We start from the raw sequence: 24,203 nt of genomic DNA, 5'->3' as shown, positions 1-24,203 counted from the left end.
TGAAGCGCGCGCGACCCGGCAAAAGAACACGATGCCGCGCCGCGCGCAACCCATCATTCACGGTCTGGGTTTAATCCGCGTAGACGCCTGCCTTGCGGATGACGACGCCCCATTTGTTGATTTCGGATTGCAGCCAGGTTTGCAGGCCTTCTGGCGTCTGCTTCGATTCCGGCACGATGTCGGCGCCCAGTTCTGCCATTTTCTGCGTGAACGTCGGGTCTTTCAGCGCCGCGCGCAGCGCCGCGTTGAACTTGTTGATGGCTTCGGGCGGCGTGCCCTTGGGCGCATAGACGCCGTGCCAGACCTTTACCTCGAACCCCTTCAAGCCGGCTTCCTGCAAGGTCGGTGCATCGGGCAGCGTCTTGATGCGGTCCAGCGTGGTGACGCCGAACAGCTTCACGCGGTCGGCCTTGATCTGCGGGATGGTCTGCGTGGTCTGGTCGCACAGCACATCCACCTGGCCGCCCAGCAGCGCCGTCATGGCGGGGGCCGTGCCGGCATAGGGGACCGTGGTGAATTGCACGCCCAGCGCTTCCTGCAGCAGCATGCCGCATAACTGCGATACGGCGCCCAGCCCGGCGTTGGCCAGGTTGATCTTGTTGCCGTTTTCGCGCGCGTACTTGATAAAGCCCGTCATGCCGTCGGCCGGCAAGTCCTTGCGGCCCAGCAAGGTCATGGGCACGTCCGCCACCTGGCCAACGTAGGCGAAGTCCGTCAGCGGGTTGTACGACAGCTTGCGGTAGAGCGCCGGCGCGGTCGCCATGCCGTTGTGATGGATCAGGAAGGTGTAGCCGTCGGGCGCGGCGCGCGCCACGTGCTGCGAGGCCAGTGTGCCGCCCGCGCCGGTGCGATTTTCGATCACGACACTTTGCCCCAACGTCTTGGCCATGGACGCGCCCAGGCTGCGCGCGACCACATCGGTCGGCCCGCCGGCCGCGAACGGCACCACCAGCGAAATAGGGTGGTTGGGGTAGGCGCCCTGCGCGCTGGCGGATCCCCAGGCAAGGCATGACAGGGCCAGCACGGGCCAGGCTGCGCGCGTTGCCGCGCGCCCGAAGTAATTGGGCATGTCTCGCTCCTTGTGGTTTTTTCTCGTGCCCGCATGCGTCAACGATCATGCGCAATGCAGGCCGCAACCAGTGTGGCCCGTGTAGCCAAGGATGAGAATTCGCCGTTTCACAAGCCGGGTTTCAGCAAGTGGAAAGGGGGGGAAACGCGGGGGGCAACCCAGGGGGTTACGCGCGCTTGCTCAACTCGGGGCGAGACAGCCGCCGCTATGTAATGCGGCGGGTCTTTAACTCGCCTGGTCTTTGCCCGGATCTTGCGCCAGCACCTGCGGCGTGGGGTAGCTGGGTTCGGGCGCGTTCACCGGTTCAATGCGCAGCGGCTGGTGCACGCGGCTCAAGGGCACCAGTGAGCTGGGGTCGTCCGGGTTGGTCCAGAGCGGGTCGGGGATCTCGGCGAAAACCTGGCGCAGGCGTTCGCCCCAGGTGCCGCGGATCATGCGGAAGTATTCGTTGTTTTCGTCGATGCTGGCAAAGTGCGTCACGCGCAGGGCGTTGGTGTCATACACAAGCAAGTCCAGCGGCAGGCCCACGGAAATGTTCGACCGCAAGGTCGAGTCCATGGAAATCAGCGCGCACTTGGCGGCTTCGTCCAGCGACGTGTCGGGGCGTAGCACGCGGTCCAGGATGGGCTTGCCGTACTTGGCTTCGCCGATCTGGAAGTACGGGCATTCCTGGCCGGCTTCAATGAAATTGCCGGCCGCGTAAACCTGGAACAGGCGGCAGCGTTCGGCGCCGATCTGTCCCCCGAAAATGATGCTGACGTTGAAGTCCACGCCTTGCTCATGCAGGGCAGGGGCTTCGCGCTGATAAACCTCGCGCACGGCGGCGCCCACGCAGCGGGTGGCCTCGAACATGTCGGTGGCGGTCCAGATGGTGTCGCCGCCTTCCTCGTGCTGGCGGGCCAGGGCATGCAGCACGGCCTGGCTGACCGCCAGGTTGCCGGAAGTCATCATGACCATGACGCGCTCGCCCGGTCGTTCGAAGACGGTCATTTTTCGGAAAACGCTGATCTGGTCGACGCCCGCATTGGTGCGGGAGTCAGAGAGAAATACCAGGCCAGCGTCAAGGCGGGCGGCTACGCAGTAGGTCATGATCGAAAATTTGGAGAAACCACGCCGCATTGTATTGCGGCGCGGGCGCGGCGGTTATTGCTGGCCGGACGTCTGCACCTGCACGCTGATCTCCATGGATTCCTCGCCGCCGCCGCTGCGCACGCCGCGCACCGGCGAGGCCGAGTCATAGTCGCGCGCCACGGCCAGCCGGCAATGGCTGTCCGAGGCGAACTGGCGGTTGGTGATGTCGACGCTGGTCCAGCCGATATCGGCCAGCCATACGTCGGCCCAGGCATGGCTGGCCGAGTGTTCGGTGGTGGTGTGCACGTAGCCGCTGACGTAGCGGGCGGGCACGCCCAGGCCGCGCACGCAGGCCAGGAACAGGTGGGCGTGGTCCTGGCATACGCCGTGGCCCATTGCCAGGACCTGGTTGGCGGCGGTGGTGAGGTCGGTGGTGCCGGGCTCGTAGGCGACCCGGTCGCTGATGGCGTTGGCCAGCGCCAGGATGTCGTCCGGGGTGGTGATGCCGTTGGGCAGCACGCTGCGCACAAAGGCAAGAATCGTGTCGTCGGCTTGCGTCAACGACGTCTGCACGCAATAGGCGTGGACCGGCAGGCGGCTGTCTTCGCCACCCAGCAGGCCGCGCGTCAACGGCGCCACCTGCACCTGCCCCACGACGCGCAATTCAATATCGGTGTGGGGCCGGTTCAAGGTCAGCGTGTGCGTGATGTTGCCGTAGGCGTCCACCTGCTTTTCCAGCGCGCCCGGTGCTTCGATGTTCCAGCGCAGCAGGCGCTGGTGCTCGTCGTCGCGCGGTGTCAGGCGCAGGGTCTGGATGCTGTAGGTGACCGGCGCGGTGTAGCGGTAGTGGGTGATGTGCGTGATGAACTGTTTCATGGTGCTGTCTCCAGGTTATGCCGACAGCGGAACCAGGAAGTCCTGGCTGATCCGGTTGCCCAGGTCGTTGATGCGGTCCAGGAAATGGTCCAGGTATTGGTGCAGGCCACTATCCAGGATGTCTTCGACGCGGCCGAATTGCAGCTCGGCGCACAGCATGCCCGCGCGCCGCTGGGTTTCGGTCGAGCGCTGGTTCGATACGCGCGCCAGGTCCTCGGATACCGCGCGCATCGACGCCAGTAGCGAACGGGGCATGTCGGGGTGCAGGATCAGCAATTCGGCCACGCGATCGGGCGTGATGACGTCGCGATACACCTTGCGGTAGATCTCAAGCCCGGACACAGAACTCAGCAGCGCTGACCAGCGATAGAACTCGCTTTGCAAGGCGGCGGTGCCGGTGGGTTCGCCACGGGGCTCCATCGTGCCGTTGCTGCCGCGTTCGTGGAACTTCACGTCCAGCATGCGGGCGGTGTTGTCCGCGCGTTCCAGATGCATGCCGATGCGCAGGAAGTACAGCGCCTCGTCTTCGAGCATGGTGCCGATGGTGACGCCACGCGCCAGGTGCGAGCGGAACTTCACCCATTCGAAGAATTCCCCGGGGTTGCGTTCCAACAGGCCGGTATGCAGGTGCTTGAGAAGTTCCAGCCAGGTGGTGTTGTAGGTTTCCCAGACTTCGGTGGTCAGGCTGCCGCGCACGGCGCGCGCGTTTTCGCGGGCGGCGCGCATGCAGGAATAGATGGACGAGGCGTTTTCCGGGTCGCGCACCATGTACTGCAGCACGTCGTGCGGCGAGATGGACGCGTACTTGCTTTGATATAGCCCTTGTAGTTCAGAGATGCGCAGCACGCCCAGCCACGAGCCTTCGCGCGTTTGCGTGTCTTGCGGCAGCAGCGACATCTGCAGGTTCACGTCCAGCATGCGCGCGGTGTTTTCAGCGCGCTCAATGTAGCGGCACATCCAGAACAGGTTGTCGGCGGTACGGCTCAGCATGTTCAGTCCTCCAGAACCCAGGTGTCTTTGGTGCCGCCGCCCTGGCTGCTGTTGACCACCAGCGAGCCTTCGGTCAGCGCCACGCGGCACAGGCCGCCGGGCACCGTGCGGATGTCTTTGCCGCACAGCACGTAGGGGCGCAGATCCACGTGGCGCGGCGCCACGCCGGATTCAACGTAGGTGGGCACGGTGGACAGCGCCAGCGTGGGCTGAGCGATGTAGTTGCTGGGGTTGGCGCGCACGCGGTCCTTGAAGGCGTCGATCTCGGCATGGCTGGCCGACGGACCCACCAGCATGCCGTAGCCGCCGGCGCCGTGCACTTCCTTCACCACCAGCTCGTGCATGTTGGCCAGCACGTGGGAAAGCTCGCTGGGCCGGCCGCAGCGCCAGGTCGGCACGTTGGACAGGATGGGTTCTTCGCTGAGGTAGAACCGAATCATGTCGGGCACGTAGAGATAGGTGGACTTGTCGTCGGCGATGCCGGTGCCGATGGCGTTGGCCAGCGTGACGCGGCCGGCGCGATACACCGACAGCAGTCCGGGCACGCCCAGGGCGGAATCGGCGCGAAACGACAGCGGGTCTAGAAAGTCGTCGTCCAGGCGGCGGTAGATGACGTCCACCTTGCGCGGGCCTTGCGTGGTGCGCATGTAGACGGTGTTTTGTTCGACGAACAGGTCTTGTCCTTCGACCAGCTCCACGCCCATCTGCTGCGCGAGGAAGGCGTGTTCGAAGTAGGCCGAGTTGTACATGCCGGGCGTCAACACCACCACGGTGGGGTCGTCGCCACCATGCGGGGCGACTTCGCGCAGGTTGTCCAGCAGCAGGTCGGGGTAGTGCGCCACGGGTTCGACCTTGATGCGGCTGAAGGCGTCGGGCATCAAGCGCATCGACATCTTGCGGTTTTCAAGCATGTAGGACACGCCCGATGGCACGCGCAGGTTGTCTTCCAGCACATAGAATTCGCCCGCGCCGGCCCGCACGATGTCCACGCCGGCGATGTGGCAGTAGATGTCCTCGGCCACGTCCACGTCCTGCATTTCGGGGCGGTACTGGGCGTTCAGGAAGACCTGTTCGGCCGGCACGATGCCCGCGCGCACGATGTCGTGGCCGTGATAGATGTCGTGGATGAACATGTTCAGCGCGCGCACGCGCTGCTTCAGGCCGGCTTCCAGGTGCCGCCATTCGTCGGCGGGAATGATCCGGGGGATCAGGTCGAACGGGATCAGGCGTTCGGTGCCGGCGGCGTCGCCCGCGACCGAAAAAGTAATGCCGACCCGGCGAAAGCTCAGGTCGGCTTCCAGGCGGCGCACGGCCATGGCTTCAGCCGATTGCTCTTGGTGCCAGCGTTCGAACGCCTGGTACTGGGAGCGGATGCCGCCTGCGCCTTGGCGCATTTCGTCATAAGCGGCGGGACGGGATGTTCTGTCCTTCATGGCTCCTCCGATGCTGTGCTTGCTGCCGGCTTGTGGGTGGCCGGCTTGCACGCGGTCAACCCGGCCAATGCTCGGCCGGTCACAAACTAATAAGCAACCCGCGTGCCAGCTTTTGGGGACACGCCTTTGGGGAAATATCCTCTCAAGGGCGCTGAAACACCATCCCCTCGGCGGTTGATGGCACCGCTTTGGTGCGCGCCGCCGGGCGGTTCTGGTGCGTCAGTTCATGCGGAACGTATGCAGGGTGGTGCCGCCCGTGGTTCCATGCGAAAGTGGCGCCTCGGGTACCCAGCCGTCCTGGGTCAGCACGGCGTCCAGCGGGAAGTCGTGCGGGGCGGCCTGGTAGTCGGCGTCCAGCTCGCCGCAGCTCCAGGCGATGCCGATGGTGATGAAGGGGTGGCCCCGGTCGCGCAAGGCGGCCAGCGTGCGGTCGTAGTAGCCCGCGCCGTAACCCAGGCGGTCGCCGTGTTCCGTGTAACCCAGCGTGGGTACCAGGACCACGTCCGGCAGCACGTCGGGGCCGGCCACGGGTTCCTGGATGCCGTACGGGCCGGCGCGAAGCTCGGCATCGGGGGTCCAGGGCAGGAAGGCCAGCGGGGCATTGCGCTCGCGCACCACGGGCAGCGCCACGGCCACGCCGTTTTCCACCCATTGCGTCAGTAGCGGGCGCAGGTCGGGTTCGCCTTCCAGGGGCCAGAACGCGGCCACGGTGGCGGGCGCCGGGCGGCCCGCGCGCACGGCCTCGTCGCGGGCCACGTTCAGCCAGGTGAACAGCCGCGCGCGCATCAGCAAACCGCCGCGGCTGCGCTGGTCTTCGGGCATTTCGGCACGCAGTTTCCGCAATCGCGTACGGTGCTGGACTGCGGTATCCTCTGGAGTATTTTGCGTAGTCATGCAGTGGCTGTAATGGGGGTGAACAATGAAGGCGAAGATGAAAGCAAAGCTGCTGGCATCGGACGTGCAAGGCGGCGTGCAAGGCGCCCTGCAAAGCAGCGTGCCGATGTGCATACAGGCGTGCGGCAAGGCCTGGGTATGACGGTAAATGAGGGACGCGGCATGACACAAGCGCAGCAATCTGGACGGTATCAGAAAACTCGCCGGAAATCCCCGCAAGGCGCGTTCGCGCCGGACCCCCGCGCTGGGCTGCGCCGCTGGTTGCCCTTGCTGGCGCTGTTCACCGCCGCCTGTGCGCCGGTTGATGCCCAGCAGCGCAACGCCGCCATCAGCGCGCAAGCCCAAACCGCCGCCCAAACGTCCCAACCCGCCCAACCCGTCATTGCCGTGCCGCCGGCCGTGCTGGCCGGCCTGCCGCCCACCGCCGATACGCCCGCGCTGACCGCCGTGGTTGCCGCGCGCGAGGCCATGACGCGCAAGCAATGGTCCATCCTGGGCGCGCTGGTGCCGCAGGCCAAGCCCGACATCCTGGGCATGTACCCCGAATACTGGCTGCTGCGCTATCAACTCTGGACGGTGCCCGCCAGCGCCCGGCCCACCGCCGACCTGCAACGCTTCATCAGCAGCAACGGCGACGCCTATCTGGCTGACCGCCTGCGCGGCGACTGGCTGCTGGCCGCCGCCCGCAGCGGCGACTTCGACACCGTGCGCAAGCTGGCGCCCGTGAAGAACAGCAACGCCCAGATCGAATGCGCCATCCTTGACGCCAAGCACATGAGCGGCCAGCGCGCCACCGCCGAGCAGGCGATGTCGGTGTTCGCGCCGGGCAGCGCCTGCTGGGCGCTGTACGACCAACTGGTGGCGGACGGCGTGCTGGGGTGGGAACAGTTGGAACCGCAGTTGCGCGATGCCATCGAGGCCGACAAGACGTCCGACGCGCGCAAGCTTGTGCAATACATGTTCGAGCCGCGCGATCTGAAAACCTACGACGTCCTCATGAAGGACCCGATGAAGTGGCTGACCCGCCAAGACCGCATGCCGGTGGGCCGCAACGAGAAAGAGCTCGTGACGATCGCGCTGGCCCGCTTGGCGCGTTCGGACGTCAGCGTGGCCGATTCCTACCTGCGCCGCGAATGGGCCAAGTCCATGTCCAAGCCGAATCTGGCCTGGGTGCGCGGGCAATATGCGCTGGTCGCCGCGCTGCGGATGGATAGCCGCGCCGACGATTGGTACCACGAGGCCGGCCACATCCGCATGACGGAATACAACGCCGGCTGGAAGGTGCGCGCCGCGCTGCGTCAGCCGAAGATTGACTGGAAGTGGGTGATTGCCTCGATCGACGAGATGCCGGCGTCGCAGCGCAACGACCCGTCGTGGGTGTACTGGAAGGCGCGCGGGCTGGCGGCCACCGGCCGCAAGGATGACGCCAACGCCCTGTACGCCAGCATTGCCGACCGCTTCGATTTCTACGGCCAGTTGTCGTCTGAAGAGTTGGGCCGGCGCATCAACGTGCCGCCGCGCCCGGCGCCCATCACCGACAGCGAAATCGCCGAAGCGCGCGCCAACCCCGGCTTGCAGCGGGCCGTGCAATTGTTCCGCCTGGGCTGGCGAGGCGAGGCGGTGCCCGAATGGAACTTCACGCTGCGCGGCTTGAGCGACCGCCAACTGATGGCCGCCGCCGAACTGGCCCGCGCCGAGAACATCTACGACCGCGTGGTCAACACGTCCGACCGCACGGAAAAAGAGTTCGACTTCACCCAGCGCTTCATCGCGCCGTTTGAAGGCCGCGTCACGGCCAAGGCCAACGCCATCGCATTGGACCCGGCTTGGGTCTATGGCCTGATCCGCCAGGAATCGCGTTTCATCATGGATGCGCGGTCGCACGTGGGTGCGTCCGGCCTGATGCAGTTGATGCCGGCCACGGCCAAGTGGGTGGCGGGCAAGATCGGCATGACGGATTTCACGCCGTCCAGCGTGAACGATTTCGACACCAATACCGTCCTGGGCACCAACTACCTGAACATGGTGCTGCGCGACCTGGATGGGTCGCAGATGATGGCCAGCGCCGGCTACAACGCGGGGCCCCGGCGTCCGCAAAATTGGCGCGCGACCTTCTCGCATCCCATTGAAGGCGCCATCTTTGCCGAGACCATCCCGTTCAACGAAACCCGTACCTACGTGAAGAACGTGATGTCCAACGCGGTGTACTACGCGGCGATGTTCAGCGGCCAGTCGCAGTCCCTGAAAGAGCGTCTGGGCAGCATCACGCCGCTGGGCGCCGAGAGTACCGCGGCCCGATGATGCAGGACCCGACGCAAGACCCGGCCATCGACGGCTTGCAGGTGTATATCGTGGGCGGCGCGGTGCGTGATGCGCTGCTGGGCCTGCGGCCCGGCGACCATGACTGGGTCGTGGTGGGCGCCACGCCTGAAGACATGGTCCGCCGTGGGTTCATTCCCGTTGGCGGCGATTTTCCCGTGTTCCTGCACCCGCGCACCAAAGAGGAATACGCGCTGGCGCGCACCGAACGCAAGTCCGGCCGGGGCTACAAGGGCTTTACCTTCTATACCGGCGCCGACGTGACGCTGGAGGAAGACCTGCGCCGCCGCGACCTGACCGTCAACGCCATCGCCCAGACGCAAGACGGCGAATTGGTCGACCCGCTGGACGGCGCGGCCGATGTGCGCGCCCGTGTGTTTCGCCATGTGGGGGAAGCGTTTCAGGAAGACCCCGTCCGTATCCTGCGCCTGGGCCGCTTCGCGGCGCGCTTCGATGATTTCACGGTGGCGCCCGAAACCCTGGCGCTTTGCCAGCGCATGGTCCAGGAAGGCGAGGCCGACGCGCTGGTGGCCGAGCGCGTCTGGAAAGAACTGTCGCGCGGCCTCATGGCGAAGAAGCCGTCGCGCATGCTGGACGTGCTGCAAGATTCCGGCGCGCTGGCCCGTGTGATGCCCGAACTGCAAGGGGTCAAGGAAGCCGGCGCCAACGTGGACCGGGCGGCGGAGCAGGGCTTGTCGCTGGCGGGGCGCTACGCCTTGCTGTGCCGTTTGACGCCGGAGCGCGAGGCGCTGGGTCGGCGCATGCGCGTCCCCACCGAATGCAACGACTACGCACGTCTGCTGCCGGAGGTGCTTGCGGGCCTGGATGCGGTGGAAAGTGATACGGGCGCGGTCATGGCCAGTGACGCGTCCACGGAAGCGCAGTTGGCGCTGATGGAGCGCGCCGATGCACTGCGCAAGCCCGACCGGTTTTTTGATCTGTTGAAGACGGCGTCGATCTTGCGGCCCGTGGACATGGCCGTCTGGCAGTCGCGAGTGGACGCCGTGCGCGGCGTGGATGCCGGCGCCATCGCCAAGGCCTGCGCGGGCGACCCGGCCCGCATCAAGGACAGCGTCCGGCGCGCGCGGCTGGATAGGCTGCGCGCGGGCTGAGGCCGGCGGCTACGGCGGCTACAGCTTGCCCAGGCGGTCGCCGCGCGAGAACCCGGCCAGCGGTTCCGTCATGCCCCGGCCCACGGCCAGCACCTTGAAAAGTTCGCCCATTTCGGCTTCGGACAGCAGCTTTTGCACTGGCGCGACCGCCTGCGCGTATTGCTGCGCATCCGAGGGGTCCAGTTGCGCCAGCAGATCCATCAGCCCGGCGTTCATCAGAAAGCGCGCCTGCGACGTGTAACCCAACACCTGCAAACCGGCCTCTAGCGCCGCATCCGCCATGGCCGTGAAATCCACGTGCGCGGTGATGTCCTGCAACCCCGGCGCGGTGAAGGGGTCGCCATGCGCGTGATGGCGCAGATGGCACATGAGCGTACCGCCCGCGCGTTGCGGATGGTAGAACTCGCTGCGCGGAAAACCGTAATCCACCAGCAGCGCCGCGCCGCGCTCCAGCCAACTGCCCATGGCGGCAATCCAGGCTTCCCCCTGCAGATTGATTTCGGACACGTAGCCGGGCAACGCCGGCATGCGCGCCGCCACGGCCTGCGCCAGTGCGGCCGGCGCGGGCCGGTCGCTCCAGACAAAGCCCTGCTGCGTGTCCAGCGCCACGCCGCGCTCCAGCACGGCGCCGTCCTCGCTCCAGCAAAACAGGGAAACGGGCATGGCGTCCAGCACCTCGTTGGCCAGCACGCAGCCCGCGAACGCGTTGGGCAGTGAATCCAGCCATTGCACGCGGTTGCCGAACGACGCCAGCCTTTCGGCCTGACGCGCGCGCAGGTCGGCCGACACTTCCAGGATCAGGTATTGCGTCTGGTCCAGCCCCAGCGCGTCCAGCTCGTGCAGCACGCCTTCAGCCAGTGCGCCGGTCCCCGCGCCAAATTCCAGCACCGCTTGCGTTTGGGTTTGGCGCAGCACCTGGGCCGCCTGGCGGGCGATGGTGCGGGCGAACAGCGGAGTCAGTTGCGGCGCGGTGACGAAGTCGCCGGCAGGCGTCTTGGCGCCGTCGTCCGCATCGGCCAGCTTGACGTTGCCGGCCGCGTAGTAGCCCAGCCCGGGGGCGTACAGCGCCTCCGCCATCCAGTGATCGAACGGCAACCAGCCGCCATTGGCGGTGATCGTCTTGCGCAAATGCGCGGCGGTGGCGTCGCTGTGCGCCTGGGCGGCGGGCGATAGCGGGGGAAGGTTGGCGGGCGCGGGGCGTTGCATGGTCGAGGAAGGCGTGGTCATGGGCGCATTTTCCCAAAAAAAGAACGGCGACGCTGGGCGTTGTTGGGCGCTTCAGTTTGGGGCCGCCCCAAAAACAAACCCCGCGACAGGCGCGGGGTTTGGTGGGGATCAAGCGATCAAGCGGGCAAATTAGCCGCGGCGATCAGCCGGCTTGGCAAAGCGCTTGGCGGGGCCGCCGGGGCGCTTGTCAAACGAGGGCTTGGCGCGGAAGCCGCCTTCCGGACGGTCGCCGCCACGGAAGCCGCCTTCACGAGCGGGACGATCGCCGAAGCTGGGGCGGGCGTCACGGTCAGCGCCGCGGAAACCGCCTTCACGGGGAGCACGCTCGCTGAACGGGCGGGCATCGCGCTGGGGGCGGTCGCCAAAGCTGGGACGGTCGCCGCCGAAGCTCGGACGGGCATCACGGTCACCACCACGGAAGCCGCCTTCACGCGGGGGACGGTCGCCGAACGGGCGATTGCCCTGGTAGCCGCCTTCGCGTTGGGGACGATCACCGAAGCTGGGACGATCGCTGAACGAACGGGCCGGACGGTCGCCGAAGGGGCGATTGCCTTGGTAGCCGCCTTCGCGCGGGGCGCTGTCGCGGTTGCCTTGGTAACCACCTTCACGCGGCTTGAATTCGCCACGGGGAGCGGCGCCTTCACGCGGGCCGCCAAACGAACGGCCTTCGCGGTTGCCTTGGTAGCCGCCGCCTTCATGGCGCGAACCACCGAAACCACCAGGACGCTTGCCGAACGGCTTGCCGCCACGCGGGGCGCCGCTGCCGCCGGCCGACGGACGCGGCGTGCGCTTGGGTTCCAGACCGGCGATGGTTTCCGGCGTAATCGTTTGGCCGATGTAGTGCTCGATACGGCGAACCTTGTGGCGCTCGGAGTGCGTGGCCAGCGTGAACGCCAGGCCGCTGCGACCGGCGCGGCCGGTACGGCCGATACGGTGCACGTAGTCTTCGGCTTGCATCGGCAGGTCGAAGTTGACGGCGTGGCTGATGCCTTGCACGTCGATGCCGCGGGCGGCAACGTCGGTGGCAACCAGAATGCGCAGTTGGCCGCGTTGCAGTTGCGACAGCGTACGGGTGCGCTGGCGCTGGTTCATGTCGCCGTGCAGGGCAGCGGCGGCAAAGCCTTGGTCGGCCAGGCGATCGGCCAGATCGTCAGCGCCACGCTTGGTGGACGTGAAGACGATGGCTTGATCCAGCTTGGCGTCGCGCAGCACGTGATCCAGCAACTGCATCTTGTGGCCGGCGTCGTCCGCGTACAGCAGGCTTTGCGTGATGTTGGTGTGCTTTTCCTTGGCGCCGGCCATCTCGATACGCTGCGGGTCGCGCATCATCTTCGCGGCCAGCTTGGCAATCGTGCCGTCCAGCGTGGCCGAGAACAGCAGCGTCTGGCGGTCTTCCGGCAGGCGGCTGACGATGGTTTCGATGTCTTCAATGAAGCCCATGTCCAGCATGCGGTCGGCTTCGTCCAGCACCAGCGTGTGCACGGTGTTCAGCTTGACGCGACCCGATTGCAGGTGATCGATCAGGCGGCCGGGGGTGGCGACCAGCACGTCAACGCGACGCGACAGGGCCTTCAATTGGGCGCCGTAGGGCATGCCGCCGACGACGGTGGCGGTGCGCAGGTCAGCCAGCTTGCGGCCGTAGGTGGCCGTGGCTTCGGTGACTTGCAGGGCCAGTTCGCGGGTCGGGGTCAGCACCAGCACTTGCACGCCGACGCCCTTGTTGGCGGGCATCTGGGCAATACGGTGCAGGGCCGGCAGCATGAAGGCGGCGGTTTTGCCGCTACCCGTTTGCGAGGACACCATCAGGTCGTGGCCGGCCAGCGCTTGCGGAATGGCGGCAGCTTGGACCGAGGTGGGGGTATTGAAGCCAGCTTCTTGAACGGCCGACAACAGAGCGGGTGCAAGACCCAGGTTTTCGAAAGACATTACTTTCCCTTGCCGCAGACAATGCGACGCAGTGCTTGGTCGGGCCAGGGGATTAGGCGGCCGGATCCAGGCGACGGTTGATGGAGCATCGTGCCGACCGAATCAACCGTGCGCGTGGCGCGTTCTCTTGTACAGATTGGAACGCAGGGCGAAAGGAAAGGAGGTCAGGAATCGATGATAGTTCGGCATGGGGCCCGGGCTAGGTGGCCCGGCGGACTGCAAAAAATGCCGCTAAATCAAAGCGGTAAATGCCGAACTCGTTTTGTGCAGTGCGGCGATCATAACCCGAATTCGCCTTGCAAGGGAATTACTTTTTTGTCCAGTCCCCAATCAATAGGGTTTTTCCCTTGGTTCACCAGCCATGCATTGGTCATCTGGAAGTGCCCGCAGCCCAGGAAAGGCACGGGCGGCCTGCGGGCGGACAGCGGCGAGGGGTGGTTGGACATCAACACCAGGTGGCCATTGTTGTCCGGCAGCAACAAACGCTTGGCCTGGGCGTGCGCGCCCCACAGCATGAACACCTTGGGCGCGGGGTCGCGCGCAACCAATGAGATCAGCGCATCGGTCACCGTTTCCCAGCCGCGCTTGGCGTGCGAGGCGGGCTGGCCGTCTTCCACCGTCAGGCAGGTGTTCAAGAGCAACACCCCCTGTTCCGCCCAGGGGCTGAGGTCGTTGCCGGCGGGGAGGGCGGTGCCCGGGTATTCCTGCGCGATTTCGTTGAAGATGTTGCGCAGGCTGGGCGGGCGCTTGCAGTCGTCGGGCACCGAGAATGCCAAGCCTTGGGCTTGGCCGGGGCCGTGGTAGGGGTCTTGCCCCAGGATCACCACGCGCACATCCGATGGCGCCAGGCCGTGCAGGGCGCGAAACGGCGGGGCGGGGTACACGACCGCGCCGTCGGCAAGGCGCTTTTCCACGTGAGCGGTGGCGGATGCCAGTGCGTCGGCCACGGCGCGCGGCGTGAAAGCCGCAGCCCAGGCGGCGGGAAGTTCAGCCGTCTGGGCGGCAAGGGCGTGGGGAGTCAGGCGGTTATCAATCGGCATGGGCGCGATTTTGGCATAGCGCGCACCAGCCTCGGGCCTTAACGCGCGGCCTCGGTCGCGGCAATTTCCGCTGCCGGCGCACCACTCATGCGCAGCAGCAGGAAGCCCAGCACGGCGGAAAGCAATGAGCCGGTCAGCACGCCGATCTTGGTGGCGTCGACGGTGGCGGCATCGGTGAAGGCCAGGGCGCCAATGAAGAGGCTCATGGTGAAACCGATGCCGCAAAGCATCGACACGCCGTACACCTGCTTCATCGTGGCATGGCGCGGCAGGCTGGCGATGCCGCTCTTGATGGCCAGCCAGGCGAAGCCGAACACGCCCAACTGCTTGCCCAGGAACAGGCCCAGCGCCACGCCCATGGGCACGGGTTGCGCCAAGCTGGACAAGCCCATGCCCGCGAACGACACGCCCGCGTTGGCGAATCCGAAGATCGGCACGATCAGCAGCGCCACGGGCTTGTGCAGGACGTGCTCCAGGTCATGCAGGGGGGAATGCGCTTCGGGCTTGCCTTGGTTGCGCGGCCGCAGCGGGATGGTCAGCGCCAGCGCGACGCCGGCCAAGGTGGCATGCACGCCGGACTTCAGCACGAAATACCAGAGCACGGCGCCGATCAGCAGGTAAGGCGTCAGGCGCAGCACGCCGGCGCGGTTCAGGCAGAACAGGCAGGCCAGCAGCGCGCCCGCCATGCCCAGCGCGAACACCTGCAATTCGGACGTATAGAACAAGGCGATGATGACGATGGCGCCCAGGTCGTCCAGGATGGCCAGCGCGGTCAGGAAGATTTTCAGCGACGTCGGAACGCGGCTGCCCAGCAGGGCCAGGATGCCCAGCGCGAACGCGATGTCGGTCGCGGCGGGAATGGCCCAGCCGCGCAGGGTCTCGGGGCTGCCCAGGTTGATCAGCACATAGATCAGCGCAGGCACGGCCATGCCGCCGATGGCGGCAACGCCCGGCAGCACGATGCGGCCGACGCCACGCAGTTGGCCGTCCATGACCTCGCGCTTGATCTCCAGGCCCACCAACAGGAAAAACACCGCCATCAGGCCGTCATTGATCCAATGCAGCACCGTTTCCTTGAGCACGACGGGGCCGGCTTCGAAGCCTAGCTTGGTCCCCAGCACATCGAAGTAAACGGGTGCGGCCGGGCTATTGGCGATGATCAAGGCGACCAGTGCGGCGGCCATGAGCACATAACCGCCCAACGCTTCTGAACGCAGGAACGCCTGGAGGAAGGAAACGGGGCGGTGGGGCGTGGCCTGCTGGGTCAATGGGCGTCCTTTGTGTGATTTGTTAACATCGGAAATTGTGCTGAATTTTACCTGAATAGCCTGTCAGGCAGGCGCGCGCACGGCGGCGCGGGCTTGGTAAAAGCGGAGCAACTGTATGCCAACGTCGGCGAAATTCCATTCTTTCTCAGGAATTTCTGAGTAAACGGCGTGCAACGGGGGCGGAAGCGTCGGTGCGATGGGCGGCACGTCTTGAGGCCTTTACCTGCGGTCGGTACGGATGACATCTTGCCGGATTTCAACTAAATTCCGATCCGTCGTGCGTCTGTTTGTAATAAAAGTGTCAATTAATTTCTAGATCCAGATTTTTCTTGAACATCTTGACCCGATCCTGGCCAGCATCAGCCGGCTGGCAACCTTCGCTAGCCTCCCATGCCGCTTAATCCTCTTTCTGTGTTGATGTACCAGCCAGCAGACTCCAGCGTCCGCCGCCTAGTGGACATCGGTAGCGCGCTGACGCCTCCGCCCGTATCCGCCTCGCACGGCACGTACGAAGTGCTGCGCCTGACGCCCAGCATGCGCCTGTTGACGTGGCGGCGTGAGGGCGCGCGCTTTGATTTGTCTTGCACCGGCCGAATCCAGGTGTGGGCCGAGCAGAGGCTGGCGGCGTCCGAGTGCGCCGATGACTGCCGCACGCATGGCGTTTCACCGCTTGAGCACGACGACGTGGCCTATCTGGAGGCCTATCTCTTGGCCCGTGACCGCGCATGGAATAATTCCGACTCGCCCGGGAAACCCACGCTCTGATGACCCCACCTGTCTTTGATTCGCCGACCGGCAATGCCGGCGCCCGTTTGCGCATCCTGCATACGGAGGCTGCCACCTCGTTCGGTGGGCAGGAGTTCTGCATCTACAAGGAGATGGTCGCGATGCGCGACCGTGGCCACCATCTGGAACTGGTCTGCCAGCCCGGCGCGGAACTGGGTGACCGACTGAGCGAGGCGGGGTTCACGGTGCACCGCATCGTGATGGACGGCCCCGGCAATTTCCTGCGTGGCGTGGCGTTCGTGGGGCCGCTTGTTGCGGCGCGAGCGCTTCGATGTCCTCAACACGCACAGCCGCCGCGACACCGTGCTGGCGGCGCTGGGCGCGCGGCTGGCGGGTACGCCGCTGATCGTGCGCACGCGGCATCTGGCCAAGCCCATCAATTCGCTCTATGCCTATACCTGGCTGGCGCATCGCGTCATCGCCGTCAGCCGGTATGTGCGCAAGCAATTGCTGGATGGCGGCGCGCGGCCGGAATCCGTTGCGACGATCCATTCGCCGGTGGTGCTGCCGCAGGTGCGCGAAGGCGTAAGCCTGAGGCAGGAACTGGGCTTGCCGCAAGATGCGCTGGTGGTGGGTTGCGTGGCCGTCATGCGCGCCGAAAAGGGCCATGGCGACCTGATCGACGCGTTCGAACAGATTTCCGCCCGCTTTCCGACCGCGCACCTGGTGCTGGTGGGCGACGGCATGCCGCTCTTCGAGCAACTACAGGCCAAGGTGGCGGCGCTGGGCCTGGCGCAGCGGGTGCATTTCACCGGTCGGCGCCACGACATCGGCAATGTGTTGATGGCGTTTGACGTTTTTGCGCTGGCGACACACCGCGAGGCCTTGGGCACCGTGTTCATCGAGGCCGCGGCCATGGGCTTGCCCGTCATTGGTACCGACGTGGGCGGCGTTCCTGAAACCATGCAAGCTGGCGTGACCGGCCTGCTGGTACCGCCGCGCGATCCCGCCGCGTTGGCGGCGGCGCTGGCATCGCTGCTGGATGACCCGGTCTTGCGGCGCCAGATGGGCGACGCGGGCCGGGAACGCATCCGCGGCGAAGGATTGTTTTCCGCCGAGCGCATCGCGGGGCAGGTCGAGCACGCTTATACGTCGTGGCTGGCTGAACGAGGACGCCCGAGCCGCGAGGCGCGGTCAGCGTAGGTACGTAATGGGCGTATGGGCGTAGCGGGCCGAATGGGCAGAACGGACCGAACCGGTTTACCAAGGCCCGCCGCCCGGCCCAACACTCAATGCATGAGCAGCGCGTTCATGCTTTCGACCACGCGATTGCGGTAGCGCGGCAGCAGGGCCTGCGTGCGCGCCTGGCGATCGGTCCATTCCGCAGGCTCCGCGCCGGCGGCGATACGCGGCGCGGCCCAGATCGGGTCCGGAAAGTGGCGGTCGCCGCGCCACCGCGGAATCACATGCCAGTGCAAGTGGGGCACCATGTTGCCCAGCGACGCCAGATTGATCTTGTCAGGCGCCAGCACCGACTGCTGCGCCTCTTCCACCGCGTACACCGCGCGCATGAGCAGGTCGCGGCCATGCGTGGACAGGCTGGTCATTTCGGCCAGATGACCGTTCCAGATCACGCGGGTAAAACCCGGATAGTCCGCGTCGTTGACCTCGATGACGCGCAGGTGCGGCCCGCGCCACAGTAGCGAGCCGCCGTCCTCCAGGCATAGCGGACAGTTCGGGTCGCGAGCGCTCATGCCATCACCTTGCGGTACTGGATGAAGCCGGAGCGGTCGGCGATGCGGTCGTACAACTGCATCGCGGACGCGTTGGTTTCGTGAGTCAGCCAGTACACCCGCGAAGCGTTCGCGGCGGCGGCTTCGGCGTAGACGTGTTCGATCAGCGCGCGGCCCGCGCCGGTGCCGCGCACATCCGCGTCCACGTACAGGTCTTGCAGGTAGCAGTAGTCGCCCGCCGTCCAGGTGGACCGATGAAAAATCCAGTGCACCATGCCGATGGCGCGGCCACCGCTGTAGGCCAGCGCGGCATGCATGGGTTCGGCCTGGTCCAGCAGGCGCGCCCAGGTGTTGCGGGTTATGGCGTCATCGATGTTGACGCGGTAGAACTCCTGGTAGCCCTTCCACAACGGCAGCCAGACGTCAAAGGCGGGGGCCACGACAGGGCGGATTTCAAGGGTGCTCATTGCGCGGGATCTCCTGGCGGATTTGGATTCGGGTTCGGGTTCAGAGCTGGTCTTCCAAGGCTTGGACGATGTGTCGCAGCACCTGCACACGAGCGTACCGCTTGTCGTTGGCCGACACCAGATGCCAAGGCGCATGGCCGATGTCCGTGCGCGCCAGCATCTCGTTGGCGGCGGCCGCATAGTCCTTCCATTTTTCGCGATTGCGCCAGTCATCAGGCGTGATCTTGAAGTTCTTGAAGGGCGATTTTTCGCGTTCCTTGAAGCGTTCAAGCTGCACGTCGGCCGTCACCGCCAGCCAGAACTTCAGCACGATCGCGCCGCTTGCCACCAGTTGTTCCTCGAAGTCGTTGATCTCGCCATAGGCGCGCCGCCACTGCGCGGGCGCGGTCAGCTTTTCCACGCGCTCGACCAGCACGCGGCCATACCAGGACCGGTCAAAGATGGCGATGCGGCCGTGGCGCGGCAGGTGACGCCAGAAGCGCCACAGGTAGGGGCGCGACAGCTCGTAGCTGTTGGGCGCGGAAACGGGCGTGATGTCGAACTGGCGGGCGTCCAGCGCGTGCGTCACGCGCCGGATGGCGCCGCCCTTGCCGGCGGCGTCCTGGCCTTCGAAGACCAGCACCAGCGAACGATCCAGGAATTTCTGGGACCGTGCCGCGCGCGCCAGCCGGCCTTGCAACAGGCCAAGCTCGGATTCGTAGTCGTCCTTGTCGATCTTGGCGTCGTAATCCAGCTTGCCCAGGCGGTCGACGATGCGGGCGGGGCGGGAATGCGCCAGAAACGATTGCGGGATGCGCGGCACGCTGCGCTGGCGCATGGCCGCCAGCACGGCCTCGGCCGTACGCGCCGAACGCATGTTCTCGTCGGCGCTGGGGATGACGACCCAGGGCGCATGCCCGCTGTCCGTGTGGTTCAGCACCACCTGGCCGGCGTTGCGCACGCGGTCGTATTTTTTGTAGACCTTCAAATCCACCGGGCTGACCTGCCACGAGGTTTCGGGGCTGGCCAGCAGACGCTGCGCGCGTTCATGCTGGGCCTCGGCCGACAGGTGGAACCACAGCTTGACGATCTGCACGCCCTCCATGGCCAGCATGGCCTCAAAGTGGCGGATGGCGGCGGCATGCGCGTCGATGTACTCCTGGTTGGGCTTCTTGCGGGCCGCCTCGATCACCAGCGGCGCATACCAGGACCCAAACACGATGCCGGTGCTGCCCTTGGGCGGCAGGTCTTTCCAATAGCGCCAGAACGGCGGACGTTCCAGCTCTTCGCCTTCGGGCGGGCCATACGCCAGGGTCTTGATGTGGCGCGGGTCCATCCATTCGTTCAGCAGATTGATCGTGGCGCCTTTGCCGGCGCCGTCGATGCCCGCCACCACCACCAGCAGCGTCTTGTCCGCCTTTTCCAGGCGCTGGTATTGCGCATTGAGCAGGGCGACGCGCAGCCGCGTCTCCAACGATTTGAACTCGTCCTTGGACAGGCTGGGGTCGGCTTCGGCTTCTGCGAACATGGGGATCTGCCTGGTCGGCTGGGAAACGGCCGATCTTGAGGGATTCGCCCGCGCCGCGCAAGTACGGAACGCGCCCCGTGGGGGCCTACAAGCTGTCGACCGGAATCTTCAGGTAGCGCACGCCGTTGTCTTCGGGCGGCGGGAAATGGCCCGCGCGGATGTTCACCTGGATGGCGGGAAGAATCAGCGTCGGCATGGACAGCGTGGCGTCGCGCCGCGTGCGCATGGCGACAAAGTCGTCTTCGCTGATGCCGTCGCGGACATGGATATTGGCGTTGCGTTGCTCGGCCACCGATGTCTGCCAATTGGCGTCGCGGCCATTGGGCGGATAGTCGTGGCACATGAAGAGCCGGGTATCGCCGGGCAGGCTCAGCAGGCGCTGGATCGAACGATAAAGCTCGTGCGCGTTGCCGCCCGGGAAATCGCAGCGCGCGGTGCCCACGTCGGGCATGAACATCGTGTCGCCCACAAAGGCTGCGTCGCCGATCAGGTAGGCCATGTCGGCCGGCGTGTGGCCCGGCACATGGATGGCGGTGGCCTCAAGCTTGCCGATCTGGAAGGTTTCGCCGTCGGCGAACAGGCGGCCGAACTGCGAGCCGTCAAGCTGGAACTCGGGCTCCAGGTTGAAGATCTGCTTGAACACCCCCTGCACGGTGCGGATGCTTTGCCCGATGGCGATGACGCCGCCCAGCTTGCGCTGCAGATAGGGCGCGGCGGACAGGTGATCGGCGTGGGCATGCGTTTCCAGCAGCCATTGCGTGTCCAGCCCGTGCTCCCGCACGTAGTCCACCACCCGGTCCGCGCTGGCGGTGCCGCTGCGCCCGGACTTCGGGTCGTAGTCCAGCACGGAATCGATGATGGCGCAGGCGCTGCCGTCGTGCACCACGTAGGTAACGGTGGCGGTGACGGCGTCGAAAAAGGCTTGGATATGTGGATTCATGGCGGCCCGTGAATATCAATCTATGTATTTAAATAATATTGCTGAATAGTTTATCTGTAAATATAATGATTGCTCGATTTTTTCATTTCCAGCCTACCGCCATGAACGCCTCCTTGACCGAATGCGAGCTTGCCGCCTTGCGAGAATCCGCCGCCCAGGCCTGCACGCTGTTGAAGGCGCTGGCCAACGAAGATCGTTTGCTGTTGCTGTGCCAGTTGGTGCAGAACGAACGCAACGTGGGTGAACTGGAATCGCTGACCGGCATCCGCCAGCCGACCTTGTCCCAGCAACTGGGTGTGTTGCGCGATGAAGGCCTGGTGTCCACGCGCCGCGAGGGCAAGTACGTCTACTACCGGATGGCCAGCTTCGAAGTCAGCCAGGTCATGAAAACGCTATCCAGTTTGTACTGCGGCCGCGCGATGGAGTCACTCACATGAATCTGGACTGGTCTTCCTTCACTCCTGTCACAGCCACGCTTGGCGGCCTGCTGATCGGCGCCGCCGTCGTGCTGCTGATGGCGGGCGCGGGCCGTGTCGCCGGTATCAGCGGCATCCTGGGCGGCCTGCTGCCGCCGCAACGCGACGGCGCGTGGCGGCTGGCGTTCCTGCTGGGGCTGTGTGCCGCCCCTTGGCTATACACCTTGGGCAGCGCGCCGCCCGCCATCGTGGTCGAGGCCGGCACGCCGCGCCTGATCGTGGCGGGCCTGCTGGTGGGCATCGGCACGCGCTACGCGTCGGGCTGCACCAGCGGCCATGGCGTGTGCGGGCTGTCGCGCGGATCGCCGCGCTCGCTGGCCGCCACCGCGCTCTTCATGGCGGCGGGCTTTGCCATGGTCTATGCCACGCGGCATCTGATGGGGGTATGACATGACTGCACTGATCGCTTTCGCGTCGGGTCTGGTCTTTGGCTTGGGCCTGATCGTGTCCGGCATGGCCAACCCGGCCAAGGTGCTGGGCTTTCTGGACCTGGCGGGTACATGGGACCCGTCCTTGGCGTTTGTGATGGGGGGCGCGGTGCTGATCACAGCCGTGGGCTTCGCCGTGCTGCGCCGTCGCCGCGCCAGCCTGACGGGTGAGCCGCTGCGCTGGCCTACCGCTACCCGCATCGACCTGCGCCTGGCATTGGGCAGTCTGGCGTTTGGGGCAGGCTGGGGCTTGGCGGGCTTCTGCCCGGGGCCGGCGCTGGTGGCCGCGGCGGCGGGCGTGCCGCAGGCGTCGATCTTCGTGGCCGCCATGCTGGTCGGCATGGCGATCTATTCCGCGCTTGAAGCGTTCAGAAGCCGGTAGGCCAAGCTGGCCCGCCGGCTTGCAGAAGGGCTGCGCTGTTCCTGCCTGTAAAGCGGCGGCGCCGCTCCTATTCGTAGGTACGCACGTCGTCGATGACTTTGCCGTCGTTGGGCAGGCCGTCGGCGTCCACCCATTCGACGTCCGCGCGCAGCTTGGTCACATCGCGTACCGAGTCCGCGATGCGCTTGGACAGATCGTCGCCGCGCACGCGCGATTCCACTTTCAGCACCATGCGGTCCGACCCGGTGCTGCCGCTGATGACCAGCCGCGCCCGCAAGATTTCCGGATGGCGGCGCGCCACGTCCGCCACCTGCGACGGGTGCACGAACATGCCGCGCACCTTGGTGGTTTGATCGGCCCGGCCCATCCAACCCTTGATGCGCGTGTTGGTGCGCCCGCAAGGCGAAATGCCGGGCAGGACCGCCGACAGGTCGCCCGTGCCGAAGCGCACCAGCGGGTAGTCCGGGTTCAAGGTGGTCACGACGACTTCACCGACCTCGCCGTCGGGCACCGGTTCGCCGGTGCCGGGGCGCACGATCTCCACGATGATGTCTTCGCCCAACACCAGCCCTTGGCGGGCGGGCGTTTCGAACGCGATCATGCCCAGGTCGGCGCTGCCATAGGCTTGATAGCCCTCGATGCCGCGCGCCGCCAGCCAGTCGCGCAGCGACGGCGGGAAGGCTTCGCCCGACACCAGTGCGCGCTGCAATGAATCCAGCTTCACGCCCAGTTCGTCCGACTTTTCCAGGATGATCTTCAGGAAGCTGGGCGTGCCCGTGTAGCCGCTGGGCGCCAGGTCCTGAATGGCGCGCACCTGCTGTTCGGTTTGGCCGGTGCCGCCCGGAAACACGGTGCAGCCCACGGCGTGCGCCGCCGTTTCCATCATGGAGCCGGCCGGCGTGAAGTGATACGAAAAGCAGTTGTAGGCCAGCTCACCGGCGCGAAATCCCGCTGCGTACAGAGCGCGGGCAAAACGCCAGTAGTCGGCGCGCGCGCTTTCCGGTTCATAGATGGGGCCGGGGGGGGGGAAGACGCGCATCGCCTCGCCCCAGCCGATGGCCGAGAAGCCGCCGAAGGTCTTGCCGGGGCCGGAGGGGGCGGCGGCGTCGTCGCGGCTGTGCTGCTGGCGTTCCAGCAGTTCATGCTTGCGCAAGACCGGCAGGCGCGCCAGCGCCTCGCGCGATGTAATGGTGGCGGGGTCGACGCCGCGCAGTTGCTCGGCAATGGCCGGCGCGCGGGCTATCGCCCGGGTAATCGCGGCGGGCAAGGCGGCCATCAGCTCGCGCTCGCGTTGCTCGGGCGCTCGGGTTTCCAGGACATCGAAAAACTCGGACATGGGATCGCACCCTCTCGTGTGCCGTACTGCGGTGTCGTTGCCGGCGGCGGCGCCGTGTGTGCCGGCGCGGCCGCTCCAGGGATCAGGCCAGCCAGCGTTTGCGGCGGCGGTAGAACTTGTTTTCGCGAAAGCTCTTGCGTTCGCCACTGGAAATACCCAGGTAGAACTCCTTCACGTCCTCGTTTTGGGCCAGGTCCTGCGCGGCGCCGTCCATCATCACGCGCCCGTTTTCCAGGATGTAGCCGTAGTCGGCATAGCGCAGCGCAATGTTGGTGTTCTGCTCCGCCAACAAGAAGCTCACGCCTTCGCGCTGGTTCAGGTCGCGCACGATTTCGAAGATTTCTTCCACGATCTGCGGCGCCAATCCCATAGAGGGTTCGTCCAGCAGGATCATGTTGGGGTTGGCCATCAGCGCGCGGCCGATGGCGGTCATCTGCTGTTCGCCGCCCGAGGTGTAGCCGGACTGGCTGGTGCGCCGCTGCTTCAGGCGCGGGAAGTATTGGTACACACGTTCCAGCGCCGCGGCGGTGTCGGCGCGGTTCATGTTGCGCGTGTAGGCGCCCGTCAGCAGGTTTTCTTCAATGGTCAGGTGGGCAAAGCAGTGCCGGCCTTCCATCACCTGCACGACACCGCGCTTGACCAGTTCCGAGGGCGACAGCCGTTCGATGCGCTGGCCTCGGTATTGGATATGGCCCTTGGTGACATCGCCGCGTTCGCCCTTGAGCAGGTTTGAAACGGCGCGCAGCGTCGTGGTCTTGCCCGCGCCGTTGGCGCCCAGCAAGGCCACGATCTTGCCTTCCGGCACTTGCAGGGACACGCCCTTGAGCACCAGGATCACGTGGTTGTAGATCACCTCGATGCCGTTCACGTCCAGCAGCACGTTGGGGGCGGCGGCGGCGTTGGGGGCAGCGGTGTTTGCAGCGTGTGTTGCAGCGGTCATGACGATTCCTGCGGCGTGGTGGGGGGGGGGGGGGCGCCAGGGC

The 24,203-nt window shown here is 65.9% G+C and carries 22 protein-coding genes and 1 pseudogene; 7 read left to right on the top strand and 16 right to left on the bottom strand.

The features are described 5' to 3' along the window. Nucleotides 1-70 precede the first annotated feature (70 nt). From ACE04A_RS25365 to ACE04A_RS25340, 6 genes are all read right to left on the bottom strand, one after another. Nucleotides 71-1,069, bottom strand: coding sequence for a tripartite tricarboxylate transporter substrate-binding protein (locus tag ACE04A_RS25365; RefSeq protein ID WP_259251029.1), 999 nt, complete (start codon nt 1,067-1,069; stop codon nt 71-73). 225 nt (nt 1,070-1,294) lie between these two features. Beyond that, a complete protein-coding gene (locus tag ACE04A_RS25360) occupies nt 1,295-2,158 on the bottom strand; it encodes a proteasome-type protease (RefSeq protein WP_259251028.1) in 864 nt (287 codons plus the stop codon). 54 nt (nt 2,159-2,212) lie between these two features. Beyond that, nucleotides 2,213-3,016, bottom strand: coding sequence for a transglutaminase family protein (locus ACE04A_RS25355; RefSeq protein WP_485820658.1), 804 nt, complete (start codon nt 3,014-3,016; stop codon nt 2,213-2,215). Between the two features lie 15 nt (nt 3,017-3,031). Beyond that, on the bottom strand, nt 3,032-4,006 hold the full coding sequence (locus tag ACE04A_RS25350; protein ID WP_259251026.1) for an alpha-E domain-containing protein: 975 nt from the start codon (nt 4,004-4,006) through the stop codon (nt 3,032-3,034). 2 nt (nt 4,007-4,008) lie between these two features. Further along, nucleotides 4,009-5,439 (bottom strand): circularly permuted type 2 ATP-grasp protein, encoded by a 1,431-nt coding sequence (locus ACE04A_RS25345; RefSeq protein ID WP_100853887.1) that lies wholly within the window; start codon nt 5,437-5,439, stop codon nt 4,009-4,011. A 219-nt stretch (nt 5,440-5,658) separates the two neighbouring features. Next, nucleotides 5,659-6,333, bottom strand: coding sequence for a 5-formyltetrahydrofolate cyclo-ligase (locus tag ACE04A_RS25340; protein WP_448718307.1), 675 nt, complete (start codon nt 6,331-6,333; stop codon nt 5,659-5,661). 162 nt (nt 6,334-6,495) lie between these two features. Here ACE04A_RS25340 and ACE04A_RS25335 point away from each other — a divergent pair, with 162 nt between their 5' ends. Further along, nucleotides 6,496-8,634 carry a lytic transglycosylase domain-containing protein gene (locus ACE04A_RS25335; protein WP_485820657.1) on the top strand — a complete coding sequence of 713 codons (2,139 nt, stop codon included), beginning with the start codon at nt 6,496-6,498 and terminating at the stop codon, nt 8,632-8,634. Continuing rightward, complete coding sequence (locus ACE04A_RS25330) at nt 8,634-9,764, top strand: tRNA nucleotidyltransferase/poly(A) polymerase-related protein (RefSeq protein ID WP_448718423.1); 1,131 nt, start codon at nt 8,634-8,636, stop codon at nt 9,762-9,764. The genes ACE04A_RS25335 and ACE04A_RS25330 overlap by 1 nt, the downstream gene beginning before the upstream one ends. An 18-nt stretch (nt 9,765-9,782) precedes the next feature. Here ACE04A_RS25330 and ACE04A_RS25325 read toward each other — a convergent pair whose 3' ends face one another. From ACE04A_RS25325 to nhaA, 4 genes are all read right to left on the bottom strand, one after another. Then, nucleotides 9,783-10,970, bottom strand: a complete 1,188-nt coding sequence (locus ACE04A_RS25325; protein ID WP_448718424.1) for a class I SAM-dependent methyltransferase — start codon at nt 10,968-10,970, stop codon at nt 9,783-9,785. A gap of 150 nt (nt 10,971-11,120) precedes the next feature. Further along, entirely contained in the window at nt 11,121-12,917 is a 1,797-nt protein-coding gene (locus tag ACE04A_RS25320; RefSeq protein ID WP_100853889.1) for a DEAD/DEAH box helicase, read from the bottom strand. 278 nt (nt 12,918-13,195) lie between these two features. Then, nucleotides 13,196-13,957 (bottom strand): uracil-DNA glycosylase, encoded by a 762-nt coding sequence (locus tag ACE04A_RS25315; protein WP_485820656.1) that lies wholly within the window; start codon nt 13,955-13,957, stop codon nt 13,196-13,198. 38 nt (nt 13,958-13,995) lie between these two features. After that, entirely contained in the window at nt 13,996-15,225 is a 1,230-nt protein-coding gene (gene nhaA, locus ACE04A_RS25310) for a Na+/H+ antiporter NhaA (RefSeq protein ID WP_448718308.1), read from the bottom strand. A gap of 390 nt (nt 15,226-15,615) precedes the next feature. Here nhaA and ACE04A_RS25305 point away from each other — a divergent pair, with 390 nt between their 5' ends. Together ACE04A_RS25305 and ACE04A_RS25300 are read left to right on the top strand one after the other, a co-directional pair. Further along, nucleotides 15,616-15,990, top strand: a complete 375-nt coding sequence (locus ACE04A_RS25305) for a hydrogenase (protein WP_448718309.1) — start codon at nt 15,616-15,618, stop codon at nt 15,988-15,990. Further along, nucleotides 15,990-17,154: pseudogene (locus ACE04A_RS25300) on the top strand (glycosyltransferase). Before ACE04A_RS25305 ends, ACE04A_RS25300 begins: the two are co-directional and overlap by 1 nt. A gap of 86 nt (nt 17,155-17,240) precedes the next feature. Here ACE04A_RS25300 and ACE04A_RS25295 read toward each other — a convergent pair. From ACE04A_RS25295 to ACE04A_RS25280, 4 genes are all read right to left on the bottom strand, one after another. Next, nucleotides 17,241-17,705 (bottom strand): HIT family protein, encoded by a 465-nt coding sequence (locus ACE04A_RS25295; RefSeq protein WP_259251014.1) that lies wholly within the window; start codon nt 17,703-17,705, stop codon nt 17,241-17,243. Then, nucleotides 17,702-18,151 (bottom strand): GNAT family N-acetyltransferase, encoded by a 450-nt coding sequence (locus ACE04A_RS25290; protein ID WP_485820655.1) that lies wholly within the window; start codon nt 18,149-18,151, stop codon nt 17,702-17,704. Before ACE04A_RS25290 ends, ACE04A_RS25295 begins: the two co-directional genes overlap by 4 nt. Nucleotides 18,152-18,191: 40 nt before the next feature. Then, the gene (gene pap / locus ACE04A_RS25285; RefSeq protein WP_259251011.1) at nt 18,192-19,658 is read right to left on the bottom strand and encodes a polyphosphate:AMP phosphotransferase; all 1,467 of its coding nucleotides are present in this window, start codon (nt 19,656-19,658) and stop codon (nt 18,192-18,194) included. Nucleotides 19,659-19,743: 85 nt separating this feature from the next. Beyond that, the gene (locus tag ACE04A_RS25280; protein WP_259251010.1) at nt 19,744-20,598 is read right to left on the bottom strand and encodes an MBL fold metallo-hydrolase; all 855 of its coding nucleotides are present in this window, start codon (nt 20,596-20,598) and stop codon (nt 19,744-19,746) included. A 101-nt stretch (nt 20,599-20,699) separates the two neighbouring features. Here ACE04A_RS25280 and ACE04A_RS25275 point away from each other — a divergent pair, with 101 nt between their 5' ends. The 3 genes from ACE04A_RS25275 to ACE04A_RS25265 are packed head-to-tail and all read left to right on the top strand — an operon-like array spanning nt 20,700 to nt 21,884. After that, complete coding sequence (locus tag ACE04A_RS25275; RefSeq protein WP_448718312.1) at nt 20,700-21,035, top strand: ArsR/SmtB family transcription factor; 336 nt, start codon at nt 20,700-20,702, stop codon at nt 21,033-21,035. Then, nucleotides 21,032-21,463 (top strand): YeeE/YedE family protein, encoded by a 432-nt coding sequence (locus ACE04A_RS25270; RefSeq protein ID WP_485820654.1) that lies wholly within the window; start codon nt 21,032-21,034, stop codon nt 21,461-21,463. The genes ACE04A_RS25275 and ACE04A_RS25270 overlap by 4 nt, the downstream gene beginning before the upstream one ends. Nucleotide 21,464: 1 nt before the next feature. Next, entirely contained in the window at nt 21,465-21,884 is a 420-nt protein-coding gene (locus ACE04A_RS25265; protein WP_448718313.1) for a DUF6691 family protein, read from the top strand. 67 nt (nt 21,885-21,951) lie between these two features. Here ACE04A_RS25265 and ACE04A_RS25260 read toward each other — a convergent pair whose 3' ends face one another. Both ACE04A_RS25260 and ACE04A_RS25255 read right to left on the bottom strand, forming a co-directional pair. Beyond that, nucleotides 21,952-23,220: a phenylacetate--CoA ligase family protein gene (locus tag ACE04A_RS25260; RefSeq protein WP_485820653.1), complete on the bottom strand. Its 1,269-nt coding sequence runs from the start codon at nt 23,218-23,220 to the stop codon at nt 21,952-21,954. Nucleotides 23,221-23,302: 82 nt separating this feature from the next. Continuing rightward, nucleotides 23,303-24,160 (bottom strand): ABC transporter ATP-binding protein, encoded by an 858-nt coding sequence (locus ACE04A_RS25255; protein WP_259251005.1) that lies wholly within the window; start codon nt 24,158-24,160, stop codon nt 23,303-23,305. Nucleotides 24,161-24,203: the final 43 nt, after the last annotated feature.

This window comes from Achromobacter colocynthidis (genome assembly GCF_057334535.1).
Note: the sequence above shows the minus strand (reverse complement) of the source record. Positions and strands in the feature narration are given on the sequence as shown.

Coding starts and splice junctions, on each gene's coding strand:
- ACE04A_RS25365 (WP_259251029.1), bottom strand. CDS start 1,069: ATGCCCAATTACTTCGGGCGCGCGGCAACGCGCGCAGCCTGGCCCGTG.
- ACE04A_RS25305 (WP_448718309.1), top strand. CDS start 15,616: ATGCCGCTTAATCCTCTTTCTGTGTTGATGTACCAGCCAGCAGACTCC.
- ACE04A_RS25265 (WP_448718313.1), top strand. CDS start 21,465: ATGACTGCACTGATCGCTTTCGCGTCGGGTCTGGTCTTTGGCTTGGGC.
- ACE04A_RS25355 (WP_485820658.1), bottom strand. CDS start 3,016: ATGAAACAGTTCATCACGCACATCACCCACTACCGCTACACCGCGCCG.
- ACE04A_RS25360 (WP_259251028.1), bottom strand. CDS start 2,158: ATGACCTACTGCGTAGCCGCCCGCCTTGACGCTGGCCTGGTATTTCTC.
- ACE04A_RS25330 (WP_448718423.1), top strand. CDS start 8,634: ATGCAGGACCCGACGCAAGACCCGGCCATCGACGGCTTGCAGGTGTAT.
- ACE04A_RS25350 (WP_259251026.1), bottom strand. CDS start 4,006: ATGCTGAGCCGTACCGCCGACAACCTGTTCTGGATGTGCCGCTACATT.
- ACE04A_RS25280 (WP_259251010.1), bottom strand. CDS start 20,598: ATGAATCCACATATCCAAGCCTTTTTCGACGCCGTCACCGCCACCGTT.
- ACE04A_RS25295 (WP_259251014.1), bottom strand. CDS start 17,705: ATGAGCGCTCGCGACCCGAACTGTCCGCTATGCCTGGAGGACGGCGGC.
- ACE04A_RS25260 (WP_485820653.1), bottom strand. CDS start 23,220: ATGTCCGAGTTTTTCGATGTCCTGGAAACCCGAGCGCCCGAGCAACGC.
- pap (WP_259251011.1), bottom strand. CDS start 19,658: ATGTTCGCAGAAGCCGAAGCCGACCCCAGCCTGTCCAAGGACGAGTTC.
- ACE04A_RS25255 (WP_259251005.1), bottom strand. CDS start 24,160: ATGACCGCTGCAACACACGCTGCAAACACCGCTGCCCCCAACGCCGCC.
- ACE04A_RS25335 (WP_485820657.1), top strand. CDS start 6,496: ATGACACAAGCGCAGCAATCTGGACGGTATCAGAAAACTCGCCGGAAA.
- ACE04A_RS25275 (WP_448718312.1), top strand. CDS start 20,700: ATGAACGCCTCCTTGACCGAATGCGAGCTTGCCGCCTTGCGAGAATCC.
- ACE04A_RS25320 (WP_100853889.1), bottom strand. CDS start 12,917: ATGTCTTTCGAAAACCTGGGTCTTGCACCCGCTCTGTTGTCGGCCGTT.
- ACE04A_RS25315 (WP_485820656.1), bottom strand. CDS start 13,957: ATGCCGATTGATAACCGCCTGACTCCCCACGCCCTTGCCGCCCAGACG.
- ACE04A_RS25270 (WP_485820654.1), top strand. CDS start 21,032: ATGAATCTGGACTGGTCTTCCTTCACTCCTGTCACAGCCACGCTTGGC.
- ACE04A_RS25290 (WP_485820655.1), bottom strand. CDS start 18,151: ATGAGCACCCTTGAAATCCGCCCTGTCGTGGCCCCCGCCTTTGACGTC.
- ACE04A_RS25325 (WP_448718424.1), bottom strand. CDS start 10,970: ATGCAACGCCCCGCGCCCGCCAACCTTCCCCCGCTATCGCCCGCCGCC.
- ACE04A_RS25340 (WP_448718307.1), bottom strand. CDS start 6,333: ATGACTACGCAAAATACTCCAGAGGATACCGCAGTCCAGCACCGTACG.
- ACE04A_RS25345 (WP_100853887.1), bottom strand. CDS start 5,439: ATGAAGGACAGAACATCCCGTCCCGCCGCTTATGACGAAATGCGCCAA.